General features: G+C 60.5%; 24 protein-coding genes. 3 read left to right on the plus strand and 21 right to left on the minus strand.

From position 1 onward, the window contains the following. Entirely contained in the window at positions 1-1,167 is a 1,167-nt protein-coding gene (locus tag ACM62Q_RS00655; RefSeq protein ID WP_415033138.1) for a M20 aminoacylase family protein, read from the plus strand. Here ACM62Q_RS00655 and ACM62Q_RS00660 read toward each other — a convergent pair. From ACM62Q_RS00660 to ACM62Q_RS00760, 21 genes are all read right to left on the minus strand, one after another. After that, positions 1,161-2,075 carry an MBL fold metallo-hydrolase gene (locus ACM62Q_RS00660; RefSeq protein ID WP_415033043.1) on the minus strand — a complete coding sequence of 305 codons (915 nt, stop codon included), beginning with the start codon at positions 2,073-2,075 and terminating at the stop codon, positions 1,161-1,163. The two genes, ACM62Q_RS00655 and ACM62Q_RS00660, sit on opposite strands and share 7 nt — an antisense overlap. Further along, complete coding sequence (locus ACM62Q_RS00665; RefSeq protein ID WP_415033044.1) at positions 2,072-2,431, minus strand: DUF1289 domain-containing protein; 360 nt, start codon at positions 2,429-2,431, stop codon at positions 2,072-2,074. Before ACM62Q_RS00665 ends, ACM62Q_RS00660 begins: the two co-directional genes overlap by 4 nt. Beyond that, positions 2,431-3,420 carry a hypothetical protein gene (locus ACM62Q_RS00670; RefSeq protein WP_415033045.1) on the minus strand — a complete coding sequence of 330 codons (990 nt, stop codon included), beginning with the start codon at positions 3,418-3,420 and terminating at the stop codon, positions 2,431-2,433. The genes ACM62Q_RS00665 and ACM62Q_RS00670 overlap by 1 nt, the downstream gene beginning before the upstream one ends. Further along, positions 3,417-4,325: a hydroxymethylglutaryl-CoA lyase gene (locus tag ACM62Q_RS00675; protein ID WP_415033046.1), complete on the minus strand. Its 909-nt coding sequence runs from the start codon at positions 4,323-4,325 to the stop codon at positions 3,417-3,419. Before ACM62Q_RS00675 ends, ACM62Q_RS00670 begins: the two co-directional genes overlap by 4 nt. A gap of 12 nt (positions 4,326-4,337) precedes the next feature. Then, positions 4,338-5,045: a DUF6998 domain-containing protein gene (locus tag ACM62Q_RS00680; protein WP_415033047.1), complete on the minus strand. Its 708-nt coding sequence runs from the start codon at positions 5,043-5,045 to the stop codon at positions 4,338-4,340. Positions 5,046-5,070: 25 nt separating this feature from the next. Beyond that, positions 5,071-5,472 carry a type II toxin-antitoxin system VapC family toxin gene (locus ACM62Q_RS00685; RefSeq protein ID WP_415033048.1) on the minus strand — a complete coding sequence of 134 codons (402 nt, stop codon included), beginning with the start codon at positions 5,470-5,472 and terminating at the stop codon, positions 5,071-5,073. Further along, on the minus strand, positions 5,469-5,708 hold the full coding sequence (locus ACM62Q_RS00690) for a type II toxin-antitoxin system Phd/YefM family antitoxin (RefSeq protein WP_415033049.1): 240 nt from the start codon (positions 5,706-5,708) through the stop codon (positions 5,469-5,471). The genes ACM62Q_RS00685 and ACM62Q_RS00690 overlap by 4 nt, the downstream gene beginning before the upstream one ends. Positions 5,709-5,771: 63 nt before the next feature. Continuing rightward, on the minus strand, positions 5,772-7,769 hold the full coding sequence (locus ACM62Q_RS00695; protein ID WP_415033050.1) for an acetyl/propionyl/methylcrotonyl-CoA carboxylase subunit alpha: 1,998 nt from the start codon (positions 7,767-7,769) through the stop codon (positions 5,772-5,774). Positions 7,770-7,790: 21 nt separating this feature from the next. Beyond that, positions 7,791-8,204 (minus strand): GxxExxY protein, encoded by a 414-nt coding sequence (locus ACM62Q_RS00700; protein ID WP_415033051.1) that lies wholly within the window; start codon positions 8,202-8,204, stop codon positions 7,791-7,793. Positions 8,205-8,233: 29 nt separating this feature from the next. Continuing rightward, on the minus strand, positions 8,234-9,022 hold the full coding sequence (locus tag ACM62Q_RS00705) for an enoyl-CoA hydratase/isomerase family protein (RefSeq protein ID WP_415033052.1): 789 nt from the start codon (positions 9,020-9,022) through the stop codon (positions 8,234-8,236). A 681-nt stretch (positions 9,023-9,703) separates the two neighbouring features. Next, positions 9,704-11,311, minus strand: a complete 1,608-nt coding sequence (locus tag ACM62Q_RS00710; RefSeq protein ID WP_415033053.1) for a carboxyl transferase domain-containing protein — start codon at positions 11,309-11,311, stop codon at positions 9,704-9,706. A gap of 120 nt (positions 11,312-11,431) precedes the next feature. Further along, complete coding sequence (locus ACM62Q_RS00715) at positions 11,432-12,031, minus strand: TIGR00730 family Rossman fold protein (RefSeq protein WP_415033054.1); 600 nt, start codon at positions 12,029-12,031, stop codon at positions 11,432-11,434. After that, positions 12,028-12,858, minus strand: a complete 831-nt coding sequence (locus ACM62Q_RS00720; RefSeq protein ID WP_415033055.1) for a metallophosphoesterase — start codon at positions 12,856-12,858, stop codon at positions 12,028-12,030. The genes ACM62Q_RS00715 and ACM62Q_RS00720 overlap by 4 nt, the downstream gene beginning before the upstream one ends. Positions 12,859-12,860: 2 nt before the next feature. Then, positions 12,861-13,472: a 2-hydroxychromene-2-carboxylate isomerase gene (locus ACM62Q_RS00725; protein WP_415033056.1), complete on the minus strand. Its 612-nt coding sequence runs from the start codon at positions 13,470-13,472 to the stop codon at positions 12,861-12,863. A gap of 70 nt (positions 13,473-13,542) precedes the next feature. Further along, complete coding sequence (locus ACM62Q_RS00730; protein ID WP_415033057.1) at positions 13,543-14,679, minus strand: acyl-CoA dehydrogenase; 1,137 nt, start codon at positions 14,677-14,679, stop codon at positions 13,543-13,545. After that, positions 14,676-15,593 carry a DMT family transporter gene (locus ACM62Q_RS00735; protein WP_415033058.1) on the minus strand — a complete coding sequence of 306 codons (918 nt, stop codon included), beginning with the start codon at positions 15,591-15,593 and terminating at the stop codon, positions 14,676-14,678. Before ACM62Q_RS00735 ends, ACM62Q_RS00730 begins: the two co-directional genes overlap by 4 nt. After that, the gene (locus ACM62Q_RS00740; RefSeq protein WP_415033059.1) at positions 15,594-16,784 is read right to left on the minus strand and encodes an acetyl-CoA C-acyltransferase; all 1,191 of its coding nucleotides are present in this window, start codon (positions 16,782-16,784) and stop codon (positions 15,594-15,596) included. Between the two features lie 20 nt (positions 16,785-16,804). Further along, positions 16,805-17,977, minus strand: coding sequence for a carbonate dehydratase (gene can, locus ACM62Q_RS00745; protein ID WP_415033060.1), 1,173 nt, complete (start codon positions 17,975-17,977; stop codon positions 16,805-16,807). 112 nt (positions 17,978-18,089) lie between these two features. After that, positions 18,090-19,262, minus strand: a complete 1,173-nt coding sequence (locus ACM62Q_RS00750; protein ID WP_415033061.1) for an isovaleryl-CoA dehydrogenase — start codon at positions 19,260-19,262, stop codon at positions 18,090-18,092. Positions 19,263-19,306: 44 nt separating this feature from the next. Further along, positions 19,307-19,747, minus strand: a complete 441-nt coding sequence (locus tag ACM62Q_RS00755; protein ID WP_415033062.1) for a PaaI family thioesterase — start codon at positions 19,745-19,747, stop codon at positions 19,307-19,309. Positions 19,748-19,820: 73 nt separating this feature from the next. Continuing rightward, positions 19,821-20,231 (minus strand): MerR family transcriptional regulator, encoded by a 411-nt coding sequence (locus tag ACM62Q_RS00760; protein WP_415033063.1) that lies wholly within the window; start codon positions 20,229-20,231, stop codon positions 19,821-19,823. A 147-nt stretch (positions 20,232-20,378) separates the two neighbouring features. Between ACM62Q_RS00760 and ACM62Q_RS00765 the strand changes: the two genes are divergently transcribed. Further along, positions 20,379-21,419, plus strand: a complete 1,041-nt coding sequence (locus tag ACM62Q_RS00765) for an MBL fold metallo-hydrolase (protein WP_415033064.1) — start codon at positions 20,379-20,381, stop codon at positions 21,417-21,419. 15 nt (positions 21,420-21,434) lie between these two features. Further along, entirely contained in the window at positions 21,435-23,270 is a 1,836-nt protein-coding gene (locus tag ACM62Q_RS00770) for a PHA/PHB synthase family protein (RefSeq protein ID WP_415033065.1), read from the plus strand. Positions 23,271-23,395 lie beyond the last annotated feature (125 nt).

The raw sequence follows: 23,395 nt of genomic DNA on the forward strand, positions 1-23,395 counted from the left end.
ATTGCCATGTCCGATAAAAATTATCCATTCATCGCCGAACTGACAGCGCTGCGCCAGGATTTGCACGCGCATCCGGAGCTGGCGTTTGCGGAGACGCGCACCGCCGACATCGTGGCGCGCGAACTGGAACGCTACGGCCTGGAAGTGCATCGCGGCCTGGCGAAAACTGGCGTGGTAGGCGTGCTCAAAGCCGGGAATTCGCCGCGCATGATTGGTCTGCGCGCCGATATGGACGCGTTGCCGCTGGTGGAAAACAACAGCTTCCCGCATCGCTCCAAATACCCGGGCAAAATGCATGCCTGCGGCCATGACGGGCATACGGCGATTCTCTTGGGTGCCGCCCGCCACCTTGCAGAACAGCCCGATTTCGACGGCACAGTGGTTTTCATCTTCCAGCCTGCCGAAGAAGGCGAGGGCGGGGCGGCGGTGATGATAGAAGAAGGTTTGTTCGAGCAATTCCCGGTAGAGGCCGTGTTTGGCCTGCATAACTGGCCGGGTATTCCGGTGGGTCAAATGGTCGTGATGCCAGGGCCGGTGATGGCTGGCACCTGTGCCTTTGAAATCGAAGTGCGCGGCCACGGTTGCCATGCCGCCATGCCGCATCAAGGCGTGGATGCCATTGTTACGGCAGCGCAACTGGTGCAAGCCCTGCAAACTGTCGTCAGCCGCAAGCTGCATCCGTGCGAGGCGGCCGTCGTCAGCGTGACGCAGATTCACGCCGGCGAAGCCTGGAACATCATCCCCGAAAGCGTGGTATTACGCGGCACCCTGCGTAGCTTCAAAGCCGAGGTGCAAGCCAGCGTCGAAGCTGCCATTGAAACACTGTGCCAGGGCATTGCCGCCGCCCATGGCGCGCAGATCAGCGTGCGCTTTGATCATCGCTACCCGCCCACCGTCAACAGCAGTGCCGAGGCGCGTCTGTGTCAGGAAGTCGCCGCCGAGGTTTTCGGTGCCGCACACCTGTTGTCAGACGAATTGCCCTCCATGGGGGCGGAGGATTTTGCCTATATGCTGCGCGAAAAACCCGGCTGCTACGTCTGGCTGGGTAACGGCCCGGGCAGCGGCGGTTGCACCTTGCACAATCCGCACTACGATTTCAACGATGCCCTGCTTCCTCTGGGTATCCGCTACTGGAGCGCCTTGGTGCGCCGTTTTCTGGCTCACTGACTGTAGATAAAATCCCCGTCCCGGTAGAGCGCCCCGCTGCGTTCAAGGTCTTCGTACACGCGGCGGATCAGCTGATTTTCTTCCAGGCCGAGGAAACGTTCATTCATTGACCAAATGAGCGGAATGGCATGCACGAAAGCCGGGAAATCTGCGCTGGGCAGGCGCTGTTTATCCTGCAAAACAAAAGCCACCAGCACCTTGGTCGCGTTCCAGGCGAATTTTTCGCTGTTGTCGATGAAACCCGCGAGACGTTGATGCGCCCGCGCCAAAGCCTCATCAACCGCAACGAATGGCACGCCGTGCCCGGGAATCACACAATCGATCGCCAAACGGCCCAGATGTTCCAGGGTTTGCCGCGCCGCATCCAATCCGCCCGGTTGTCCCAGTAAATCGGGAAAAACCAGACCGAAACCGTTCTCCCACAAGGCATCGCCAGAAATGAGCAGGCGTTTTTCCGGGTTGTAATAGACCAGGGCATGCATGTCGTGGCCGGGCGCAGCCTGTGCTTGCCAGCAGAGACCGCCCAGTTCGAAGGCCTCGCCGGCCTGAATCAGATGGTCGTATTGGTAACGCGGCGCACTTTGTCCGAGAGGGGCGAGCAAAAGCGCGTCTTCATCCCAGCGCGCCACGGCCTCAGCGGAACCGGCGGGAATGTGGATCTGACAGCCATAGGCCGCCTGCACGGCGGGGTTGCCCCCCATGTGATCGGAGTGGGCGTGCGTGATGTAGAGCCGTTCGAGACGGCGTCCCGCAAGCGCGTGGTGCAATAAGGCCAAGGTTTGCCCGACATGGCTGTGGTAGCCGCTATCGATCAGGCTGGCGCGCTCCCCTTCAAAAAACAGGATGTTATTGGCGGACAACCAGCCGCGCTCCAGCACCTGCATGCTGGAAGGAAGGCGAAAACTCATGCCTCACCCGCATTTGAAGGCTGGTTTTGCGTGACGGCTTCAAGCGGCGGACTGGTTTCTGGCGGACGGCCGCAACCTATGCAGTAACCGCTTTCCGGGTCCGTCGTGCAAATGCCGATGCAAACATAAACGGGCGTGGCGGGGGGCGTTGTCGTTGTATTCATTTTTATGTTTTCCTGTTTGGGGGGTGGTTTTTGCTGGCGCTGTGGCAACTGGGCGAGCACCGCGCGTTTGGCTGGCGCATCGAGCCGGCTCCAGTTGGCGATTTCATCCAGGCTGCGCGCGCAGCCCGTGCATAGGCCGCTTGCCGCATCCATTTGGCAGCGGTTACGGCAGGGGGAGGCGGGCTCGTTCATCAGATCAATATCCGCCGAATGTTGTGCTGTCGTGCAGCATCCACCGCCTGTTGTGCTTCGGCGCGGGAAATGCGTACCAGGGCGGCGAGATGCTGGCGGCGGTCGCGGGTGGAAAATTCAGAAAAATGGATCTGCTGCGCGTCCAACTCGGCGCTCTCCGGGGTTTGGATGATACCCAGGCGGTTAATGCAATAGCTCACCGGCGTCAGGTGCAAGGCGCTTTCTGGCCGGCGCAAAAAATCGGCCAGCTGTTCGACCAGATTTTCCGGGGCCAGCAAAGCGCCGTTTTCGCGCAAGCGCTGCGTCAGTTCGTCGAGGTGGCGGGCATAACCGTCCTCCGGCGAAAAATGGGCGCGCGATTTTTGCATCTGGAGCAGGGCATTTTCTACGGAAATATCGGTGCGCAGACTTTCGCGGTCCTGGCGCAGCTGCTCGATATGCTCATTGAAAGTTCGCAGCAAACTTTCCAAGGCCCGGCAGCGCAGACGTTCGCGCGTTTGCACCAGGTCACAATGAGGCTCGACCAAGGTTTGATCGGAAAAATACAAGACGTTTTGCGGCACGTCGTTACGGATGATGTCGCCTTGCTGCGCCATGCCGAATTGTTTTTTCTGCTGTCGGCGGGCAGCCAAAAGCGCATAAAACTCGGGTTCCTGCCAACTGTCTACCCGCTCAAGAAAATCCCGCACGGCTTCACTGCGCCCGAGCATCTCTTGGATATCGCTCGGCGTAGCAAAGAGGGCATGAATCAACGGGTCCTGGCTGAAACTCTGGCGATTGACCGCGAGCGGCCCGGGTAAGGCGCTGACGATATCCTGGCAATAGCCCAAGGCGTGCTCGACGGCATCGAACAAATGTTTTTCCAAGTGCGGGGCGGCGCGCACCAGCGGATCCACCCACTGCACCACCTGTGCGAATGCTGCCTGCACCGCCGGGTCCGGCGGTGCAGGCGATTTGAACAACTCGGCAAGCTGCGCAAAAAAACTCACACGCAGACACTCGCACAACAGGCCTGCCCCGCCTTGGCGCCGTTGGGGCGCTGAATCGCCTGGGAAATCCATGCCCCGGTGGCCGCCAGTTTTTGCAGATCGATCCCGGTTTCAATGCCCAAGCCATCCAGCAGATAAACCACATCTTCCGTCGCCACATTGCCAGAGGCCCCCTTGGCATATGGGCAGCCGCCCAGGCCGGCCACCGAGGCATCGAACGTTGCCAGGCCCATCTGCAGGGAAGCGTAGATGTTGGCAATCGCCATGCCGTAGGTGTCGTGATAATGTCCGGCCAGCTTTGCCAGCGGCAGCGCCCGGGCGCAGGCGTCGAGCATGCGCCTGACGCTGGCCGGTGTGCCGGTGCCGATGGTGTCGCCGAGCGAAATTTCATAGCAACCCATATCGGACAGCGCCTTGGCCACCGCTGCCACCTGTTGCGGCGCGATCGGCCCGGCGTAGGGGCAGGCCACCACGCAGGAGACATAGCCCCGCACGCGGATACCCGCCTCGGCTGCTTTCGCCATTACCGGCTCGAAACGCTTGAGGCTCTCGGCGATCGAGCAGTTGATGTTTTTCTGCGAAAACGCTTCGGATGCTGCCCCGAAAATCGCCACTTCATCGGCCTGTGCGGCAAGCGCGGCTTCCAGCCCTTGCAGATTCGGCGTCAGCGCCGCGTAAGTCACGCCCGGCCGGCGCTGGATACCGGCCAGAACCGCCGCGTTATCACCCATCTGCGGCACCCATTTGGGGGAGACGAAGGAGGTCGATTCGATGATCCCCAGCCCCGCCGCCGCCAGTTTCTCGATCAACGCGATCTTGATTGCGGTGGGCACGGGCTGCTTTTCATTCTGTAAACCGTCGCGCGGGCCGACTTCGACGATTTTGACGTGGGCGGGAAAGTCCATGGCAGTCGCTTTCTACTTTCTATTTTCCAGTATCTGACTGGCGTTCAGTTGAAGGATCGATTGAATGATTTGCGTGCCAAGTTGCCGGGTATTGAAAGCATTGCCCTTGCTGTTGAGCAAACCGACATTCAGAAGCCCGGCAATATCGCGCAAGCAGGGTTTGACAGGCTGCACCGGGTTTCCGTTGTGTTCAACCTCAATGGTTCCACTTTCCAATTCACGGACGGTGTAGCCCTTAAACCGTACTTCGTTCACTGAGGGAATATCCGCTTGCCTCAAAGCAGCGGACTTGTTGCGGTTTTTGCTCAAACCCAGCCGAAGTTTACCCTTGCCAACCGGAGAAAGCAGAGGGAGTACGTCAGTTTTTTGGGCATCAAGCAATATTTCGATTTGCATTTCTTCGGTATTCATCCAGAGCACGATGACACGATCAACGAATTCGAGAGAACTGCCAGTGAAAAAAACTTGGAAATTACTGAAACCGCTTCTTGCTGTGGTTTTCACGGAAATTCGTTCCCCCTGGGCACTGACCACGTCGTAACCGCGTTGGTTAACCTCCGGTGCCATTTGGCCATTGGTGATCAAGGCCACATAGAGTTCTCCGATGCGACCGCATAGATGGGGCATTTCCGTCGGCTTTACACCCCAGCCAAGCTCTCTTTCAAACCAGGACATGGCCTCGCCAAGTGACTGTATGAGCTGCATTTGTGAAAGCGCCATTGAAACATCCTGTAATTTTTCGGATTTACCAAAGGGTACGCAAACCCGCCGCCTGACTCTCGGAGATTTTTCGATCCCGACTGACCAGCGTATAGCCCAGCGAAATCGCCTGCCAGGTCAGCAGGCGGTCGAAGGGATCACGGTGCCGGGGATCGGCGGGCAAACGCGAGAAACTGGCGGCCAGGCGGGCATCAAGCGGCAAGAGATCGAAACCTTGTTGCTGGGCGGCATCGACCAGTTCTTCGGGCGATACGCCCGTCAACTGCAATTTTCCCAGAGTGGTCTTGATTGAAATCTCCCAGAAGGAAACGGCGCTTGCCGCCACTTGCGCTGCCGGATCAGTGATGGCGGCACGGGCGCTCGGCGAGAGTTTATCGGGGTCGATGATGGCCCAGAGCAGCGCATGGGTGTCGAGAAGCAGTTTCATGCGCCGAGCAGTTCGTCGTCGGTGATGGCAAAATCATCGGCAAAACTGACGCCGGCCCGGCCAGCAAAGAGGCCAAGCCGACGGGGCTGACGCGCCGGGAGCTGGTCGTAAGGAATCAGCGCCGCGACCTTCTCTTGATTGCGCCCGTAAGCCACGACGATGGTTTCCCCGGCGCGCACCGAGTCGATCATTTCGGAAAAGCGCGCTTTGAATTCACCGACTTGTATGGTGTGCATGCGATGTTTCTCCGCGATGTTGATAGAGCCATTCTCGGCAAGCATTGGCATCTTGTCAAGTTGTCAAGATTGCTCAAATTCCACCAGCGCCGCGCCGTCGGCCACCTGTTCGCCGGCGGCGTAGCAGAAGGCTTTGAGGATGCCGGCGGCGGGGGCGGTGATGGTGTGTTCCATTTTCATCGCTTCGAGAATCAAGAGCGGCGTGCCTTTCTCAACCTTCTGGCCGGGTTGGGCGAGCAGGCTGACGACCTTGCCGGGCATCGGCGCGGTCAGGCCGCCGCCGGCGCTGTCGCCGGCATCGACGCGGTGCAGCGGGTCGTCGCGCAGCAGCGTATAGGTGCTGCCGTAAAGGAAAATGGTGCGTTTCGTATCGACGGCGACCACGGATGCCACCAGGCGGCGATCATCGAGTTCCACGGCAAAACGATCGCCGTCGAGCTTACGCCCGCTGGCCAGCGTGGTTTCACCGGCCAGGGTGATTTCCCAGCGCTCCTGCACATAGCGCACGCGTACTTCATGCAGCAACTCGCCTTCCTTGAAACTCAAGGTGCGCGCGCCCCACAGATTCATCCGCCAGCCATCGCGGGCATGCCAGGGCGAATGCGGGTCGCCGCTATGTTGCGCGGCCTGGCGGGCGGCGTGCTGTTCCCACAATAGCTCCCCGACGCACGCCACGAGCAGCACATCGCGCGGCACGCTGCTGGCTGCCGGAAAGAGAAAATCCTGCTGGCGTTCGATCAAACCCGTATCGAGATCGGCGCGGCTAAAGGCCGGGCAGGCGACCAGGCGGGAGAGAAAATCGATATTGGTGGTCAGCCCGGCCACCCGGTAATCGGCCAACGCCTGCCGCATACGGGCCAGGGCGCTGTCGCGGTTTTCATCCCAGACGATCAGCTTGGCGATCATCGGATCGTAAAAAGGCGTGATGTCATCGCCCTCTTCCACCCCGGTGTCGACCCGCACATGGATCGATTCGCTGGGCGGCTGCAAGCGGATCAAGCGGCCGGTGGCGGGCAGGAAGCCTTTGTTGGCGTCCTCGGCATAAATGCGGGCTTCGAGGGCATGGCCGCGCAATTCGAGTTGTTCCTGACGCAGCGGCAGCGGCTGGCCGGCGGCGACGCGTAATTGCCATTCCACCAGATCCTGACCGGTAATCATCTCGGTGACAGGGTGCTCGACCTGCAAGCGGGTGTTCATCTCCATGAAGTAGAAGCTGCCGTCCTGATTGGCGATGAATTCCACCGTGCCGGCGCCGACATAGCCCACGGCCTTGGCCGCCGCCACGGCCGCTTCGCCCATTTCACGCCGGCGCGCTTCGCTCATGCCGGGCGCGGGCGCTTCTTCCAGCACTTTCTGGTGGCGGCGCTGCACCGAGCAATCGCGCTCGAACAGGTAGACGCAATGGCCCTGCGTATCGGCAAATACCTGAATTTCGATGTGGCGCGGCTTGGTGATGTATTTTTCGATCAGCACATGATCGTCGCCGAAACTGGAACGCGCCTCACGCTGGCAGGAAGCGAGCGCTTCGAGAAAATCGCCCGTTTGTTCAACCAGTCGCATGCCCTTGCCGCCGCCGCCCGCCGCGGCCTTGATCAGCACCGGATAGCCGATTTTTTCGGCTTCCTGGTGGAGCAAAGCGGGCGACTGGTCATCGCCGTGATAGCCCGGCGTCAGCGGCACCTGCGCCGCACCCATCAGTTTTTTGGCTTCTGATTTGGAACCCATGGCACGAATCGCCGAGGCCGGCGGGCCGATGAAAACCAGCCCGGCAGCGTGCAAGGCATCGGCGAAATCGGCATTTTCGGAGAGAAAACCGTAACCCGGATGCACCGCCTGCGCCCCGGTGCGCTGGCAGGCATCGATGATTTTTTCAGCCACCAGATAAGATTCCCGCGCCGCCGCTGGGCCAAGCAAAACGGCCTCGTCGGCCAGCCGCACATGGCGCGCATTGGCGTCAGCTTCGGAATACACGGCAACCGTGCGGATGCCCATGCGACGGGCGGTCTTGATAACGCGGCAAGCAATTTCGCCACGGTTGGCAATGAGGATTTTGGTAAACATGGTCAAGTCCTTTAACGCAGATTAAGCGGATATCGCGGATGAACGCGGATTTTTTGCGGAGAGCACCTTGCGTTTGAATTCAGCTTTTGGGCCAAAATTGAGCAGCAAACCAACTTCGATTTGCGAGACTTTCAGATAATTCAGAAGCTGTGCTTCCTGCGCCTGACCCAGAGCCGGAATGGCCTTGATTTCGAGAATGACGCGCTGATCGGCGATCAGGTCAGCGCGGTAGTCACCCACGATATGTCCATGAAATTCAACGGCGAAAGGCACTTGGCGACTGACTTCGATCCCGCTTTCACGCAAGGCATGGCACATGGCGTTTTCGTAAACGGTTTCGAGGAAGCCATAACCCAGTTCGTTGTACACGGCAAAGAACACGCCGATGATGCGTTCGGTCAATTCGCCTTCAGGAAGCTTTCTATCCGCGTTCATCTGTGCAATCCGAAAAATCCGCGTTCAATTCAAGATGTCGCCCAGGCGGGCGAACGTTTTTCGAGGAAGGCGGTGATGCCTTCGCGGGCTTCTGACGTGGCTCGCAGGTGGGCGATGCGGTGGGCGGTTTCCTCGACCAGGGTGTCGTTGAGCGGCTGGTGGTCGACAGCGCGGATCAGGTCTTTGGCCGCCGCCTGGGCGAGCGGGCCGCCTTGCAGCAGGCTGGCGGCGATTTCCTGCACCTTGACATCGAGCATTTCCGGCGCGACCGCCTCATGGACAAGGCCGATTTCATAGGCGCGGGCCGCGTCGATGCGTTCAGCGGACTGAAAGTAACGCGCCGCCTGTCGTGCCCCGATGGCGCGCAGCAGGTAGGGGGAAATGGCCGAGGGAATGATGCCGAACCTGACCTCGGAAGTGGCGAACACCGCCTGGGACGAAGCGACGGCAATGTCGCAGGCCGCCGCCAGCCCCATGCCGCCGCCCAGCGCCGCGCCGTGAACGCGGGCGATGGTCGGTTTCTTCATTTCGGCCAAAGTGCGCAGCATGCGGGCAAGGGCGCGGGCATCGTTCTGGTTTTCGTCGATGCTGTTGCCAGCGGCACGTTGCATCCAGTTCAGATCGGCCCCAGCGGAAAAACTCTTGCCGCGACCGGCGAGGATGACGACACGGATTGCCTGATCGGCATCGAGCGCAGCGCAGGCGGCGGTGAGTTCGGCGATCAGGGTTTCGTCGAAGGCATTGTGGCGCTCGGGACGGTTCATCCAGAGCGTGGCGAGCGGACCGGTTCGCTCGATTTCTATGGTTTGGTAATGCATGTTTTTGTCTCCTGTGTTTTGTGTGTTATCTGTTAGTGGTGAAGGGGCTGCGAAGGGCTGCTTTTCGGGCGTTATTGCTTATGTTGCCGCTGTTTTCCGCGCTGCGGCGCGGGCATACTTTCTTTTGCTTGCCCAAAAGAAAGTAGCCAAAGAAAAGGGCACCCCAGGCTTTGCGGTCGGCTGCGCCGACTTCCCTGCGCTACTCGCGAGGCCGGGCGGCTGGCTAAACTCGCCGCTATGCGGCTCAAACATAGCCAGCCGACTGCCCCCGGCCCCGCTGCGTTGCTCGGCGCGGCGCATGGGGGGTGGAAAACCATCCCGGAATCGAGCGCCAGCCCTAAGATCAGGCACGACGACGAACTGGAAAGAAAAAGTGGCTTTGCCATGCCGGAAAAGAGCCGGAATTCCCGGCTGCCGCCCAAACCCGGCAGGTTTTCCCTTCCCCCTTGAGAGGTGCCGAGCAACGCAGGGCTTGGCGGATAAAGGGCAAGCATGTTTGAGGGGCGCAGCCCCGAGTTTGCGCCGCCCCCGCCAAGACCGAGTAGCGCAGGGAAGCCCCGCAGGGGCCACCGAACCGGGGTCGCCTTTTCTTTGGCTACTTTCTTTTGGCGAAGCAAAAGAAAGTACGCCCGCGCCGCAGCGCGGAACCCAGTGCTAGCTAAGCAAGACACCGTCCCGCCCTCACATCCGAAACACCCCAAATTTCGTCTCCTGCGCCGGCGCATTCATCGCCGCCGACAGCCCCAGCCCGAGCACGCGGCGCGTGTCGGCCGGGTCGATGATGCCGTCATCCCACAGCCGCGCCGAGGCGTAGTAGGGGTGGCCCTGGGTTTCGTATTGTTCGCGGATGGGCGCTTTGAAGGCGGCTTCTTCCTCTGCTGACCACGTGTCGCCCTTGGCTTCGATGCCGTCGCGTTTGACGGTGGCCAGCACGCCGGCAGCCTGCTCGCCGCCCATCACCGAAATGCGGGCGTTCGGCCACATCCACAGAAAGCGCGGGCTGTAGGCGCGGCCGCACATGCCGTAGTTGCCGGCACCAAAACTGCCGCCGATGACGACGGTGAATTTCGGCACTTTGGCCGTCGCCACTGCCGTCACCATCTTCGCGCCGTCGCGGGCGATGCCGCCGTTTTCGTACTTGCGCCCGACCATGAAGCCGGTGATGTTCTGCAAAAAGACGAGCGGAATGCCGCGCTGGGCGCACAGTTCGATGAAGTGCGCGCCTTTTTGTGCCGATTCGGAGAAAAGAATGCCGTTATTGGCGACAATGCCGACCGGATAGCCCCAGATGCGGGCAAAACCGCACACCAGCGTGTTGCCGTAACGGGCTTTGAATTCGTCGAAATCCGAGCCATCGACCAGGCGGGCGATGATTTCGCGCACGTCGAACGGTTTTTTCGCATCGGCGGGAATCACACCGTACAGTTCTTCGGCGGCGTACAGCGGTTCTGCCGGCGGCGTCAGCGAAACCGGCGGTTGTTTCTGCCAGTTGAGGTTCTTGACGATGCGCCGGGCAATCGCCAGCGCGTGTGCGTCGTTTTCTGCCAGATGATCCGCCACGCCGGAAATGCGCGTGTGCACGTCGGCCCCGCCCAGGTCTTCCGCCGTCACCACTTCGCCGGTCGCGGCCTTCACCAGCGGCGGGCCGCCGAGGAAAATGGTGCCCTGGTTCTTGACGATGATGGATTCATCGCACATGGCCGGCACGTACGCGCCGCCCGCCGTGCACGAACCCATGACGGCGGCGATTTGCGGAATGCCCTGTGCCGACAGGTTGGCCTGGTTGAAGAAGATGCGCCCGAAGTGCTCCTTGTCCGGAAAAACCTCATCCTGCAAAGGCAGGAAAGCGCCGCCGGAATCGACCAGATAGATACAGGGCAGACGGTTTTCGAGCGCGATTTCCTGCGCCCGCAGGTGTTTTTTTACGGTCAGCGGGTAGTAGGTGCCGCCTTTCACCGTCGCATCATTGGCCACGATCATGCACTCGGCGCCCTGCACCCGGCCGATGCCGGCGATCACCGAGGCCGCCGGCACATCGCCGCCATACATGTCGTAGGCAGCGAACTGCCCGATTTCGAGAAACGGCGTACCCGGATCGAGCAGGCCGCCGACCCGCTCGCGCGGCAGCAATTTGCCGCGCGCCAAGTGCTTCTGCCGCGCACTTTCCGGGCCGCCGAGGGCGATTTTCTCGACCTTGGTCTGCAAATCCTCGACCACAGCCCGCATGGCGCTGGCGTTGGCTTGAAAATCCGCGCTCCGCGGATTCAACTGGCTTTTTAATGTACTCATGTCTCCTCGCTTGTTTTTTTGAATGCCTTAAAACCAATTTTCGACAGGGATTACGCCGGTGTGTGTTGATAAACAACAGGAATCAGCACCCATCTGCGCTTATCTTCGTCTAAAACACCTTCATAACTGCCGCTCCTCTTTCAGCCACTTGCTGACCGGTTCGGCGCGGTAGGCCGCCATCCGGGCGAGCAAATCCTCAATAGCATCGGCATGCAAGGCCATGGCGCGATTCGGTTCGCGCAAGAAACCGTCCTGCACCGCGCGCTCGAACATCGCCAGCAGCGGATCGTAAAAACCATCGACGTTGAGCAATCCCATCGGTTTTGCATGAAACCCCAACTGCCCCCAGGTCAAAATCTCGCAGAATTCCTCGAAAGTGCCGAAACCGCCCGGCAGGGCGATGAAACCGTCGGCCAGTTCGGCCATGCGCGCCTTGCGGGTGTGCATCGAATCGACCACTTCCAGCCGCGTCAACGCCCGGTGATCGACGGGTCGCCCGGCCACCTCCTTGCCCATCAGCGCCTGCGGGATGACGCCGATAACCGTGCCACCCGCCGCCAGACAGGCATCGGCCACCACCCCCATCAGGCCGACGTTACCGCCGCCATAAACGAGCTGGATGCCGCGTGCGGCGAGCAAAGCACCCAATTTTTCGGCTTCGGCGCGGTAAAGTGGATTGTGTCCGGCGTTCGAGCCGCAAAAGACGCACAGGCTTTTCATGAAATCTCCTTACCGCCAAGACGCAGCACGACGAATTCCGGCGGACAGTTGGAGCGAATGGGAAGAATGCTGGTGCCGATACCGGAACTGACCCAGGTCGGCACCGGCACGTCAGGAATCCAGCCGTAGGCATGCGCCCGCGGCGCGCGTCCGGGAACGATCAGGGCGCCGATGAAGGGCAAACGAACCTGACCGCCATGCGTATGGCCGGCGAAGGCGACCAATGCCGAGGGTGGCAGTTCGGGCGCGTTGGCCGGGTCGTGCAGCATGGCGATGGTTTTCGTACCGGCCGGCACGCCGGCAAAAGCGGTTTGCACCTGGGCATGATCGGTCATGTCATCGCCGATACCGACCAGCCAGAGCGCAGTGCCGGACAGCGCCACGGCTTCGTTTTCGAGCACGCGGATGCCGGCGCTTTCCAGGGCACTGCGCACGCGCGGGCCGTCGAATCCCCAGTCGTGATTGCCGAGCGTGGCATAGACACCGAGCGGGGCGCGCAAGGTGGCCAGATCGGCGGCGATGGCTTCCGGCAGCACGGTTTCTCCGCCGATCACACCACGGATGATGAAATCGCCGGGGAGCAGGATCAGGTCGGGCTGCGCGGCATTGACCCGGTCGACCAGACGGCGCAAGGCTTCACGCCCGACGTGCGGCGCACCGACGTGCAGGTCGCTGGCAACAGCGATGGTAAGCGCCCGCTCCGGCATATCAGCAGCCAGCGTCAGGTCGCGCTGCTGCACCCAACCCGGCTCGATGGCGATGCTCCAGAATGCCAGCGCCAGCAGCAGTCCGTAAACGACGAGGCGCGCCTGCGTTTTCGCCCGCATGTTCAGAATCCGCCGCTTTCCAGCCAACGCTCGATCTGCGGCAGGCGGTCGGCGCCGAAGAAGGGTTCGCCGTCGATGATGACGTGCGGCGAGCCGAAGACGCCGAGGGCCAGCGCCTGATCGCAGGCGTCCTTGAGCCGGGCCTTGAGCGCCGCGTCCTGTAGCGCAGCGGCCAGCGCGGCGCGGTCGATGCCGAGGCGGGCGGCGATGTCGAGCACCGTGTCGGGCGACGAGATGTCGCGGTCGTCCACGAAGAAGGCACGATAGACGGCGTGGGCGAATTGCCGGGCCAGCACTGCATCTTGCTCTTGCAGCCAGTAGAAGGCGCGGGCGGCGTGCTGCGTCGGCAGCGGGAAGCGGCTCGGCGGCTTGTACGGGATGCCCATGTGTCGCGCCGAACGGTGGAAATCGTTGTGCATGTAAGACGCACGGCTGCTCGCGCCATCGACCGGCGGACGCGCGCCGGTCGCCTGGAAGATGACGCCGAGCAGGATCGGATGCCAGCGCACCGCACGGCCATACCGGGCGGCGAGGGCGTCGATTTTCTCGCTCATCAGGTAGCCGTAGGGGCTGGAGAAATCGAACCAGAAATCGATGGGCATCTGCGCCTTCATGCTGCTTTTCTCCTCGTTACGGTCGACGGGCGTTGTTACCGTGGCTTTGCCCGCCGACCGTGACACGACTTTATTCGGCGGCAATGCTGCGCCCGATGACGAGGCGCTGGATGTCGTTTGCGCCTTCGTAGATCTGCGAAATGCGCACGTCGCGGTAGATGCGCTCGACCGGAAAATCGCTGGTGTAGCCGACGCCGCCGTGGATCTGGATGGCGTCCGAGGCGATTTTCTCGGCGGCTTCGGAGGCGAACATCTTGGCCATCGAGGCTTCCTTGAGGCAGGGCTTGCCGGCGTCCTTCAGCTGGGCGGCGCGCCAGACCATGAGGCGGGCGGCATCGAGCAGGGTGTTCATGTCGGCGAGTTTGAAGTTGACCGCCTGATGCTCGATGATCGGCACGCCGAAAGTGACGCGCTCCTTGGCGTAGCGCACGGCGGCTTCAAAGGCGGCGCGGGCCATGCCGATGCTCTGGGCGGCGATGCCGATGCGGCCGGCTTCCAGATTGGACAGGGCGATCTTGTAGCCTTCGCCTTCTTTGCCGAGCAGGGCGGAAGCCGGCACGCGGCAGTTTTCGAGAATGATCTGCACGGTATCGGAGGCGTGCTGGCCCATCTTGTCCTCAGTGCGGCCCACGATGAAGCCAGGCGTGGCGGTCGGGATCAGGAAGCAGGAAATGCCCTTCTTGCCGGCGGCCTTGTCGGTGACAGCAAAAACAATCGCCATATGGGCGTGCTTGCCGGTGGTGATGAACTGCTTGACGCCGTTCAGGACGAAATAGTCACCATCGCGGTCGGCGCGGGTGGTGATGGCGGCGGCGTCCGAGCCGGTGTGCGGTTCGGTGAGGCAGAAGCAGCCGAGTTTTTCGCCACGCGCCAAGGGCTTCAGCCATTCTTCCTTTTGCGCATCGCTGCCGTATTTTTGCGTGATGCCGCAGGCCAGCGAGTTCTGCACGCTGACGATGGTGGACGTCGCGCCGTCGCCGGCGGCGATTTCTTCCAGGGTGAGCACGAGCGACATGTAATCCATGCCGGCGCCGTCCCATTCTTCCGGCACCACCATGCCCATCGCTCCGAGTTCGCCGAGCTCCTTCAGGGCTTCGGCGGGGAAGGCGTGGGTCTTGTCCCATTCGGCGGCGAAGGGAGCGAGGCGCTCCTGCGCGAAGGCGCGCATGGAATCACGGATCATTTCTTGTTCGGATGTCAGAATCATGCTGTTTTCTCCAAAGAAAAAGTTTTTTGTACGGTGCTCAGCAAGACGCCGGCAATGACCAGCGCGCCGCCGAACAAAACTGCCCAGCTGACACGCTCATCGAGCAGCCAGGCGGCCTGCAAGACGGCAAATACCGGCACCAGATTGATGAAGACAGAGGTTTTGCCGGCCCCGATCTGCTGCACAGCGGCAGTAAACCAGGTGTAGGCAATGGCCGTGCCGCAAATTGCCAGAAACAACAAGCCCGCCCAGACGCGCCAAGACCACTCGCCGACAGCAACATCACCCTGCCAGAGTGCGACCAGACCCAGCAGGGCGGCACCGGTAAACGAAGCGTAAAGCGTGGTGGCTTGCGCCGAAAAACGTCGCGTGCTGCGCCAGCCGATGAAGGTGTAAGTGGTCCAGGCGGCAACGCAGCCGAGAATCAAATACTCGCCCAGACCTACCGCGCCGTGCATAAGCGCCCAGGGATCGCCATTGCCAATCACGGTCAGGCAGCCTAAAAACGCGATCAGGCAACCTGCGGCGCGCGGTGCACTCATTTTCTCCTTGCCGCTGAGCCAGGCGACGACAATGATCGCCACCGGATTGAGCGCCACCACCAGTGCTCCCCGGCCGGCAGTGATGTGCTGCAGGCCGAAGAAAAAACACATGCCGTAAAGAAAAATACCGAAGAATCCCAGCCCCCAGATCAGCAACCAATCCTCGCGGCTGCTTGGCAGCGGAATCGTCTGCCCGGCCGCCAGCATGCTGATGCCGATCACCACACCGGCGAGCAGAAAACGCAGGGCATTGACGATGAGCGGCGCGCTCAGTTCCTGGACGATGACTCGCCCAGCCACCCAGGTGCCGCCCCACATTGCCATGGCAATCAGCAATTTCAGGTAGGTCAGGGAGCGGGATTCCACCGGCACTTAGAAAAGCTCCACCGCCATCGCCGTGGCTTCGCCGCCGCCGATGCACAGGGAAGCGACACCGCGCTTTTTGCCGTATTTACGCAGCGCGCCGAGCAAGGTCACCAGAATGCGTGCGCCGGACGCACCAATCGGGTGGCCCAGGGCGCAAGCGCCGCCATGCACGTTGACCTTGGCCGGATCGAGCTTCAGATCGTGCAAAGCGGCCATGGCGACTACGGCGAAGGCTTCGTTGACTTCGTAGAGATCCACCGAATCTGCCGTCCAGCCGGTTTTGGCAAAGAGCTTTTCGATCGAGCCGACCGGAGCCGAGGGGAATTTGGCCGGCACCCCGGCGTGCGTGGTGTGGCCGACGATACGGGCGAGCGGGTTGAGGCCGAACTTCTCGGCTTGCGAAGCGCGCATCAGAACGAGGGCCGCCGCGCCGTCAGAAATCGAGGAGGAATTGGCCGGCGTCACCGTGCCGTCCTTCTTGAAAGCCGGTTTCAGGGTCGGGATTTTGTCGATGTTGACGGAGAAGGGGCCTTCGTCTTTGGCGATCGTCACTTCGCCCTTGCGGCCAGTCACCGTGACCGGTGCGATTTCCCAATCGAAGGAGCCGTCGTTGCTTGCCGCAATGGCGCGCTGGGTCGATTGCACGGCGTAGGCGTCCTGCGCTTCGCGGGTGAAACCGTAGGCTTCGGCGCATTCTTCGGCGAAGGTGCCCATCAGGCGACCGCGCGTTTCCTTGCTGTAGGCGTCTTCCAGGCCGTCCATGAACATATGGTCGAACATCTGGCCGTGGCCGAGACGATAGCCGCCGCGTGCTTTCGGCAGCAGGTAGGGGGCATTGGTCATCGACTCCATGCCGCCGACCACGGCCGCGCCGTAAGAGCCGGCGAGAATGCCGTCGTGGCCGAGCATGGTGGCCTTCATGGCGGAGCCGCAGACCTTGTGGATGGTGGCGCAACCGGCAGACAGCGGCAGGCCGGCCTGCAGGGCGGCTTGCCGCGCCGGGGCCTGGCCCTGGCCGGCTTGCAGCACGCAGCCCATGAGCACTTCTTCAATTAAATTGGCGTCGATGCCGGCGCGGGCAATGGCGGCTTTAATCGCTTCCGCGCCCAGATTGGCGGCGGTCAGGCCGGAAAAGCCCCCTTGAAAGCTGCCCATGGCGGTGCGGGCGGCGGAAACGATGACGATAGGATCATTCATGCTGTGTAACTCCTGCGATTTTATTGTGGGTTGAGGGAAAGGTTTTTGTCTTCCAGGGCGCGTAAAGCCGCCTGGTAACGCGGCGCAAGATCGCCTGGCTGATCGACGGTAATGCCCAAATCATGCATCAAGCCGTCTTTCAAACCGTAGATCCAGCCATGTACGGTAAGGTTTTGCGCCCGCGCCCAAGCGTCCTGTACGACGGGTGTATTACACAGGCTGACCACCTGTTCGAGCACATTCACTTCGCACAGACGATCGATGCGCGCGTGTTCTGGTGTGCCATCCACCAGCTCCTGATGCAGATTGATCACCTGATGCACGTTGTGCAGCCAAAAATCGGCAATGCCGACACGCTTTTTCTGCAATGCGGCAGTAACGCCGCCGCAACCATAGTGACCCACGACCATGATGTGCTTTACTTTCAGCACGTCAATGGCGTACTGAATGACGGAAAGACAGTTCAAATCGGTGTGCACCACCAGATTGGCGACGTTGCGGTGTACGAAAACTTCGCCCGGCAAAAGACCGACGATCTGGTTGGCCGGTACGCGCGAATCGGAACAGCCGATCCAAAGAAATTCCGGAGCCTGCAAATCGGCCAGGCGATTGAAGTAACCCGGATCGACTTCCTGCATTTGGCGTGCCCAGGCGCGGTTAAAGTCGAAGAGGTGGCAAAGATTTTCGTTGCGAATTTCTTCTTCCGACCAGTTATCGAGATCGAGCGCAAGGAAAATGGCCCCTTCCACCGGGGTTTGGTAATAGTTTGGCGCTTCGTTGAAACCCAATTCACGATACAGCTTCACCGCCAAACGCATATTGGGCAGGGTGTCGACCAACAAACGGCGATAACCCAACTCCTTCGCCGCCTTGATCGCCGCCATGGCCAAACGCCGGCCGACGCCGCAGCCGCGCTTTTCCGGCGTGACATAAAGGCGCTTCATCTCGCATACACCTTCGCTTTCGGGGGCGGGGCGGATACCTACGCAACCGGCGGCTTCGCCGTTGATTTCAGCGAAAAAGAGGCGTCCCTGCGCCCCGTCGTAGGGCGCAGGCAAAGAAGCCATGTCTTCGTCAAAATGCTGATAAGACAAATCAACGCCTAACCAGGCGGCGTAATTGCGGAAATACTGGCGGACCTGCTCGAGGGCTGCCTGGTCCTCAGGACCGAGAATGCGCAGTTTGAAATTCATACGCGGGAGACTCCGGTTTGCCCTGCCTGTGCCTGGCGGCCGGCAGCGCGGATCTGCATCTGCGCGGTTGCGCAAATGCGGCATTTTACCCGCAGCCTTCCCGCGCTGCCCTTCACCGCGTTTCTGCCATGAGTTCGCGACCAATCAGCATGCGGCGAATTTCACTGGTGCCCGCCCCAATTTCGTACAACTTGGCATCGCGCCACAGCCGCCCAGCCGAGTATTCGTTGGTGTAGCCGACCCCACCCAGGGTTTGGATCGTCTCGCCGGCCATCCAGGTGGCTTTTTCTGCCGAATAAAGAATCGCTCCGGCCGCATCCTTGCGCAGAGTGCGTGCGTGGTCAGCGGCATCGCAGGCGCGACCCACGGCGTAAACATAGGCGCGTGTCGCCTGCCAGGTGGAGTACATATCGGCCACCTTGCCTTGCATCAACTGGAATTCACCGATCGCCTGACCGAACTGCTTGCGCTCGTGCAGATAAGGCACGACCACGTCCATGCAGGCGGCCATGATGCCGAGCGGCCCGCCGCAGAGCACGGCACGCTCGTAGTCCAGCCCGGACATCAGCACCTTGGTGCCGTTGCCGACGCCGCCCAGCACGTTTTCTTCCGGGACCTCGCAATCGTCGAAATACAGCGGAAAGGTGTTGGAGCCGCGCATGCCCAGCTTGTCGAGGTGGCTGCCGTGGCTAAAGCCTGGGAAACCTTTTTCAACGATGAATGCCGTCATGCCTTTCGCTCCGGCAGCAGCATCGGTTTTGGCGTAAACCACCAAGGTATCGGCGTCGCCGCCGTTGGTAATCCACATTTTGGCGCCGTTCAAAACGTAACGGTCGCCTTTTTTCTCGGCTTTCAGCTTCATCGAAACCACATCGGAACCGGCATTGGGTTCGCTCATGGCGAGCGCGCCGACGTGTTCGCCGGAAATCAGCTTGGGCAGGTATTTTTCCTTTTGCCCGGCGCTGCCGTTGCGGCGAATCTGATTGACACACAAATTGGAATGCGCCCCATAAGACAGGCCGACCGAGGCCGAGGCGCGCGAAATTTCTTCGAGGGCGATGATGTGGGCGAGGTAGCCCATGTTCGTGCCGCCGTATTCCTCACCGGCCGTCATGCCCAAAAGGCCCATGTCACCGAATTTGCGCCATAGGTCTGCGGGAAATTCGTTGACCCGGTCGATTTCTGCCGCGCGCGGGGCGATTTCGGCGCTGGCAAAGGCTCGCACGGCATCGCGCAAGGCATCGATATCTTCGCCAAGGGCGAAATTAAGGCTAGGGATGTTCATCGGTTTGTCTCCAGTGTTGTTATCTTGACTTACGGTTTGAAAACTTATTTTTCTGCCTTGCCGTGCATGACCATAATGGTTTGCTGCATCAAGGCGCAGAGTTTTTCCTGGCCATTTTTCAGTGCAAAAACTTCGGCCTGCGTCACGATCAGGGTACGCCCGGGGCGCACGACCTTGCCGCGCGCGATGAGTTTTTCGCCATCTGCCGGGGCCAGCAGATTCATTTTGTATTCCACGGTCAGCACGGAAGCATCTTCCGGCACGACGCTCATCGCCGCATAGCCAGCGGCAGAGTCCGCAATCATGCCCACCACGCCGCCGTGCACGAAACCGTGCTGTTGCTCGATGCCTTCCCAGTGCGGCACATGAATTTCCGTGTGCCCGGGCTCGACCAGGGGCAGGCTGGCATGAATGAGGTCCATGGCGTGCTGCAAGGCAAAACTGGCGCGTACGCGTGCGGCAAAATCAGGGGTATGGGTGGGCATGAAAACTCCTTGGTCAGGTGGAAAAATACGTTACGTTGACGTTAACGTCAACTCAGCAAGCAAAAAAATGCATTCAGTTTTGCCCACGCTCAGCGATCACTTCCCGGCGCCGCACTTCTTGCCGGCACTGCGCTTCGAACTGCGCGATTTCAGCGAGCATGGCTTCGATGTCTTCGCGCTGCTGCACCAAGGCCAAACGGCGCTTTTCCATGATGCGCATACACTCGATGAGCTGCGGTGTTTCATCTTCGGTGGAGTTGTACATGCCGATCAGGTCTTTGATTTCCGCCAGACTCAAACCGAGGCGTTTGCCGCGCAAGGCCATTTTCAAACGTGCCCGGTCGCGCCGAGAAAACACGCGTTTGCCGCTTTCACGCTGCGGCGCGAGAATGCCGTGATCTTCCCAAAAACGGATGGTGCGCGGCGTAATGGAAAAATCGCGCGCGAGGTCAGAAATGGTGCACAACGCAGGAGATGCGGGCATGGCGGTTCCTCAAAATTACGATGCGGGCTTGCTGCGCATTGTTACTGAATTGCAAGCGTAAAATTCCGGCGCAACAGAAAAATTCTTCAATTTCGAGGCCTATGGTAACTTGTTCAGCTGCCTTGCCTGCAATGGCCTCTTGTTTTTATGTCGATAAAATATCCATTTTCCGAAACCCCCGCTGCCGGCGAATTGTTCGCCGTTGCCAAAGACGTTTTCTGGCTGCGCATGCCGCTGCCTTTCCAGCTCGACCACGTCAATTTATGGCTTTTGCGCGACGGCGAGGGTTGGTGCATTGTCGACACAGGGTTTCCGGATGATGACGTTCGTGCCACCTGGCAGCAAATTTTGCGTAAGCTCGATGGCCCGGTCACGCGCCTTGTCGTCACGCACTTTCACCCCGACCATCTCGGCCTGGCCGACTGGCTGCTCGCTGAAACCGGCGCATCGCTGTGGATGAGCAGCGGTGAATTTCTCACCGCGCACGCAGTCTGGCACGAGGTCGGCGGGCATGGCGCGCGCTTCATGGTGGAGCAGTTTCGTCAGCACGGTCTGGCGCAAGACAAACTCGATAAATTCGCCCAGCGCGGCTCGGGCTACCGCAAAGCCGTGCCTGGCTTGCCCACGCATTACCAACGCCTGAAAGCGGGCGACAGCCTAATGATCAACGGCCAGCGCTGGGATGTGCTGATCGGCTACGGGCATGCCCCGGAGCACCTCGCCTTGCATTGCCCGGGGCAAAAATTGTTCATTTCCGGCGACATGCTCTTGCCGCGCATTTCGACCAATATCAGCGTTTTTGCCGCCACTCCGGAGGCTGACGCGCTCGCCTGGTATCTCGCTTCACTCACCGAAATGGCCGAACAGCTGCCGGCGGACACCCTGGTCCTGCCCTCCCACGGCAGGCCGTTCACCGGCGTGCATGCACGGGTCGCCGAGCTTGTCGCGCACCACGCCGAACGCCTGTGTGCCTTGGAAAAAGCCTGCGCTGGTGCGCCGCTCCCGGCGGCAGATCTGCTCGATGCGCTCTTTGGGCGCACGCTTGATACCCACCAGACCATGTTTGCCATGGGCGAAGCCATCGCCCATCTCAACCACCTGACGCAACGGGGACGCTTATTGCGCCACACCGACGCCGCCGGGATAATTCGCTATTCGTGCCCGAATCCATCAGGCGCGACCCACTGACAGAGGAGTCAATAAATGTCACAAAAAACCGAAGAAGTCGGGGCCAATTTGCCCAACCCGGCCGAAATGGCAAAGACCTACGCCGAAGTCGCCCAGCGCGCTTCGCGTTTGATCGGCCAGTTCATGGAGAAAAAAGCGCAAGAAGGGGTCGATGTCCCCAGCGATGAACTGGGTGTCGCCCGCGCTTTCATGGACCTCTCGGCCCGCCTGCTCGCCAACCCCTACAAGCTGGCACAAACGCAGATGAACATGATGTGGGATTATTTCTCGCTCTGGCAAGGTTCCATGATGAAAATGATGGGCATGCCCAACGCATCGCCCGTCGCAGCGCCCAAAAAAGATGACAAGCGCTTCAAAGATGTGGAGTGGGAAGAACATTTCCTGTTCGACTTCATGAAGCAGTCCTACCTCATCGCCGCCCGCCACATCCACGACACCGTGTGCTGCACCGAAGGTCTGGATGAGCCGACGCAGCAGAAGGTCAATTTCTTCACCCGCCAGTACATCGATGCCCTGTCGCCGTCCAACTTTGCCATGACCAATCCGGAAGTTTTCCGTGAAACGGTGAAAAGTAACGGCCAAAATCTGATCAAGGGCCTCAACAATCTTCTGCAAGACATGGAGGCGGGCGACGGCCAGTTGCGCATCCGCATGACCGACACCAATGCCTTCGAAATGGGCAAGAACGTCGCCACCACGCCGGGCAAGGTGATCTTCCAGAACGACCTGTTCCAGCTCATCCAGTACGATCCGCAGACGCCGGACCAGTACAAAAAACCGCTTTTGATCGTGCCGCCCTGGATCAACAAGTACTACATCCTCGATCTGCGCGAAAAGAACTCGATGGTGAACTGGGCGACCAGCCAAGGTCACACCACCTTCATCATGTCCTGGGTCAACCCGGATGAAAAGCTGGCCGAAAAATCCTTCGAGCATTACCTGCTCGAAGGTTCGGTCGAGGCGATCAACCAGGTCTGCAAGCAAACCGGTGAAGACAGCGTGAACATGGCCGGCTACTGCCTCGGCGGCACGCTCTTGATGACCACCTTGGCCTATCTCACCGCCAAAAAAGACAAGCGCGTCAATTCCGCCACCTTCTTCACCACCATGCTCGATTTCTCTGAGCCAGGCGAATTGGGTGTTTTCCTCGACGAAGGTGCGGTCAGCGGCCTGGAAAAGAAAATGGCCGAGCGCGGCTTCCTCGAAGGATCGGAAATGGCCGGCACCTTCAACATGCTGCGCGCCAATGACCTGATCTGGTCCTTCGTGGTGAATAACTACCTGATGGGCAAGGATCCCTTCCCCTTCGACCTGCTCTACTGGAACTCCGACTCCACCCGCATGCCGGCAGCCATGCACAGCTACTACCTGCGCAACATGTACCTGGCCAACCTGCTCAAGGAACCGGGCGGCCTGACCCTGGGCGGCGTCAAGATCGACATCAGCAAGGTCAAAACGCCGTGCTATTTCATCTCCACCGTCGAAGACCACATCGCGCCGTGGAAGAGCACCTACATGGGCGCGCGCCTGCCCTCCGGCCCGACCAAGTTCGTGCTGGGTGGCTCCGGCCACATCGCCGGCATCGTCAACCCGCCGGCCGCCAACAAATACGGCTACTGGATCAACGAGGCCACCGACGGCAAGCTGCCGGAAAGCCCGGAAGACTTCCTTGCCGGGGCGACGCAGCAAGCCGGTTCGTGGTGGACGCACTGGCAAAACTGGCTGACCACCCTGCCCGGTGGCAACGCCCAGGTCAAAGCGCGCAAAGCCGATGCGGGCGCACTGAAGGTGATCGAAGCGGCACCGGGGGCTTTCGTCAAGTTCCGTCTGGACACGCAGAAAAAAGCATAAGCTGACGCGCAACAGATAGCAAGCGGGCTGCGGCCCGCTTTTTTAACGCCCTTTGTCGCCGGTTAGCGACATTTGTAAAGCCGCTTTTTCCTTTCGTTACAAGCAAAAACACGCTCTGGTGCAGT

The organism is Azonexus sp., assembly GCF_047638095.1.
In the GTDB taxonomy this organism is placed as follows: domain Bacteria; phylum Pseudomonadota; class Gammaproteobacteria; order Burkholderiales; family Rhodocyclaceae; genus Azonexus.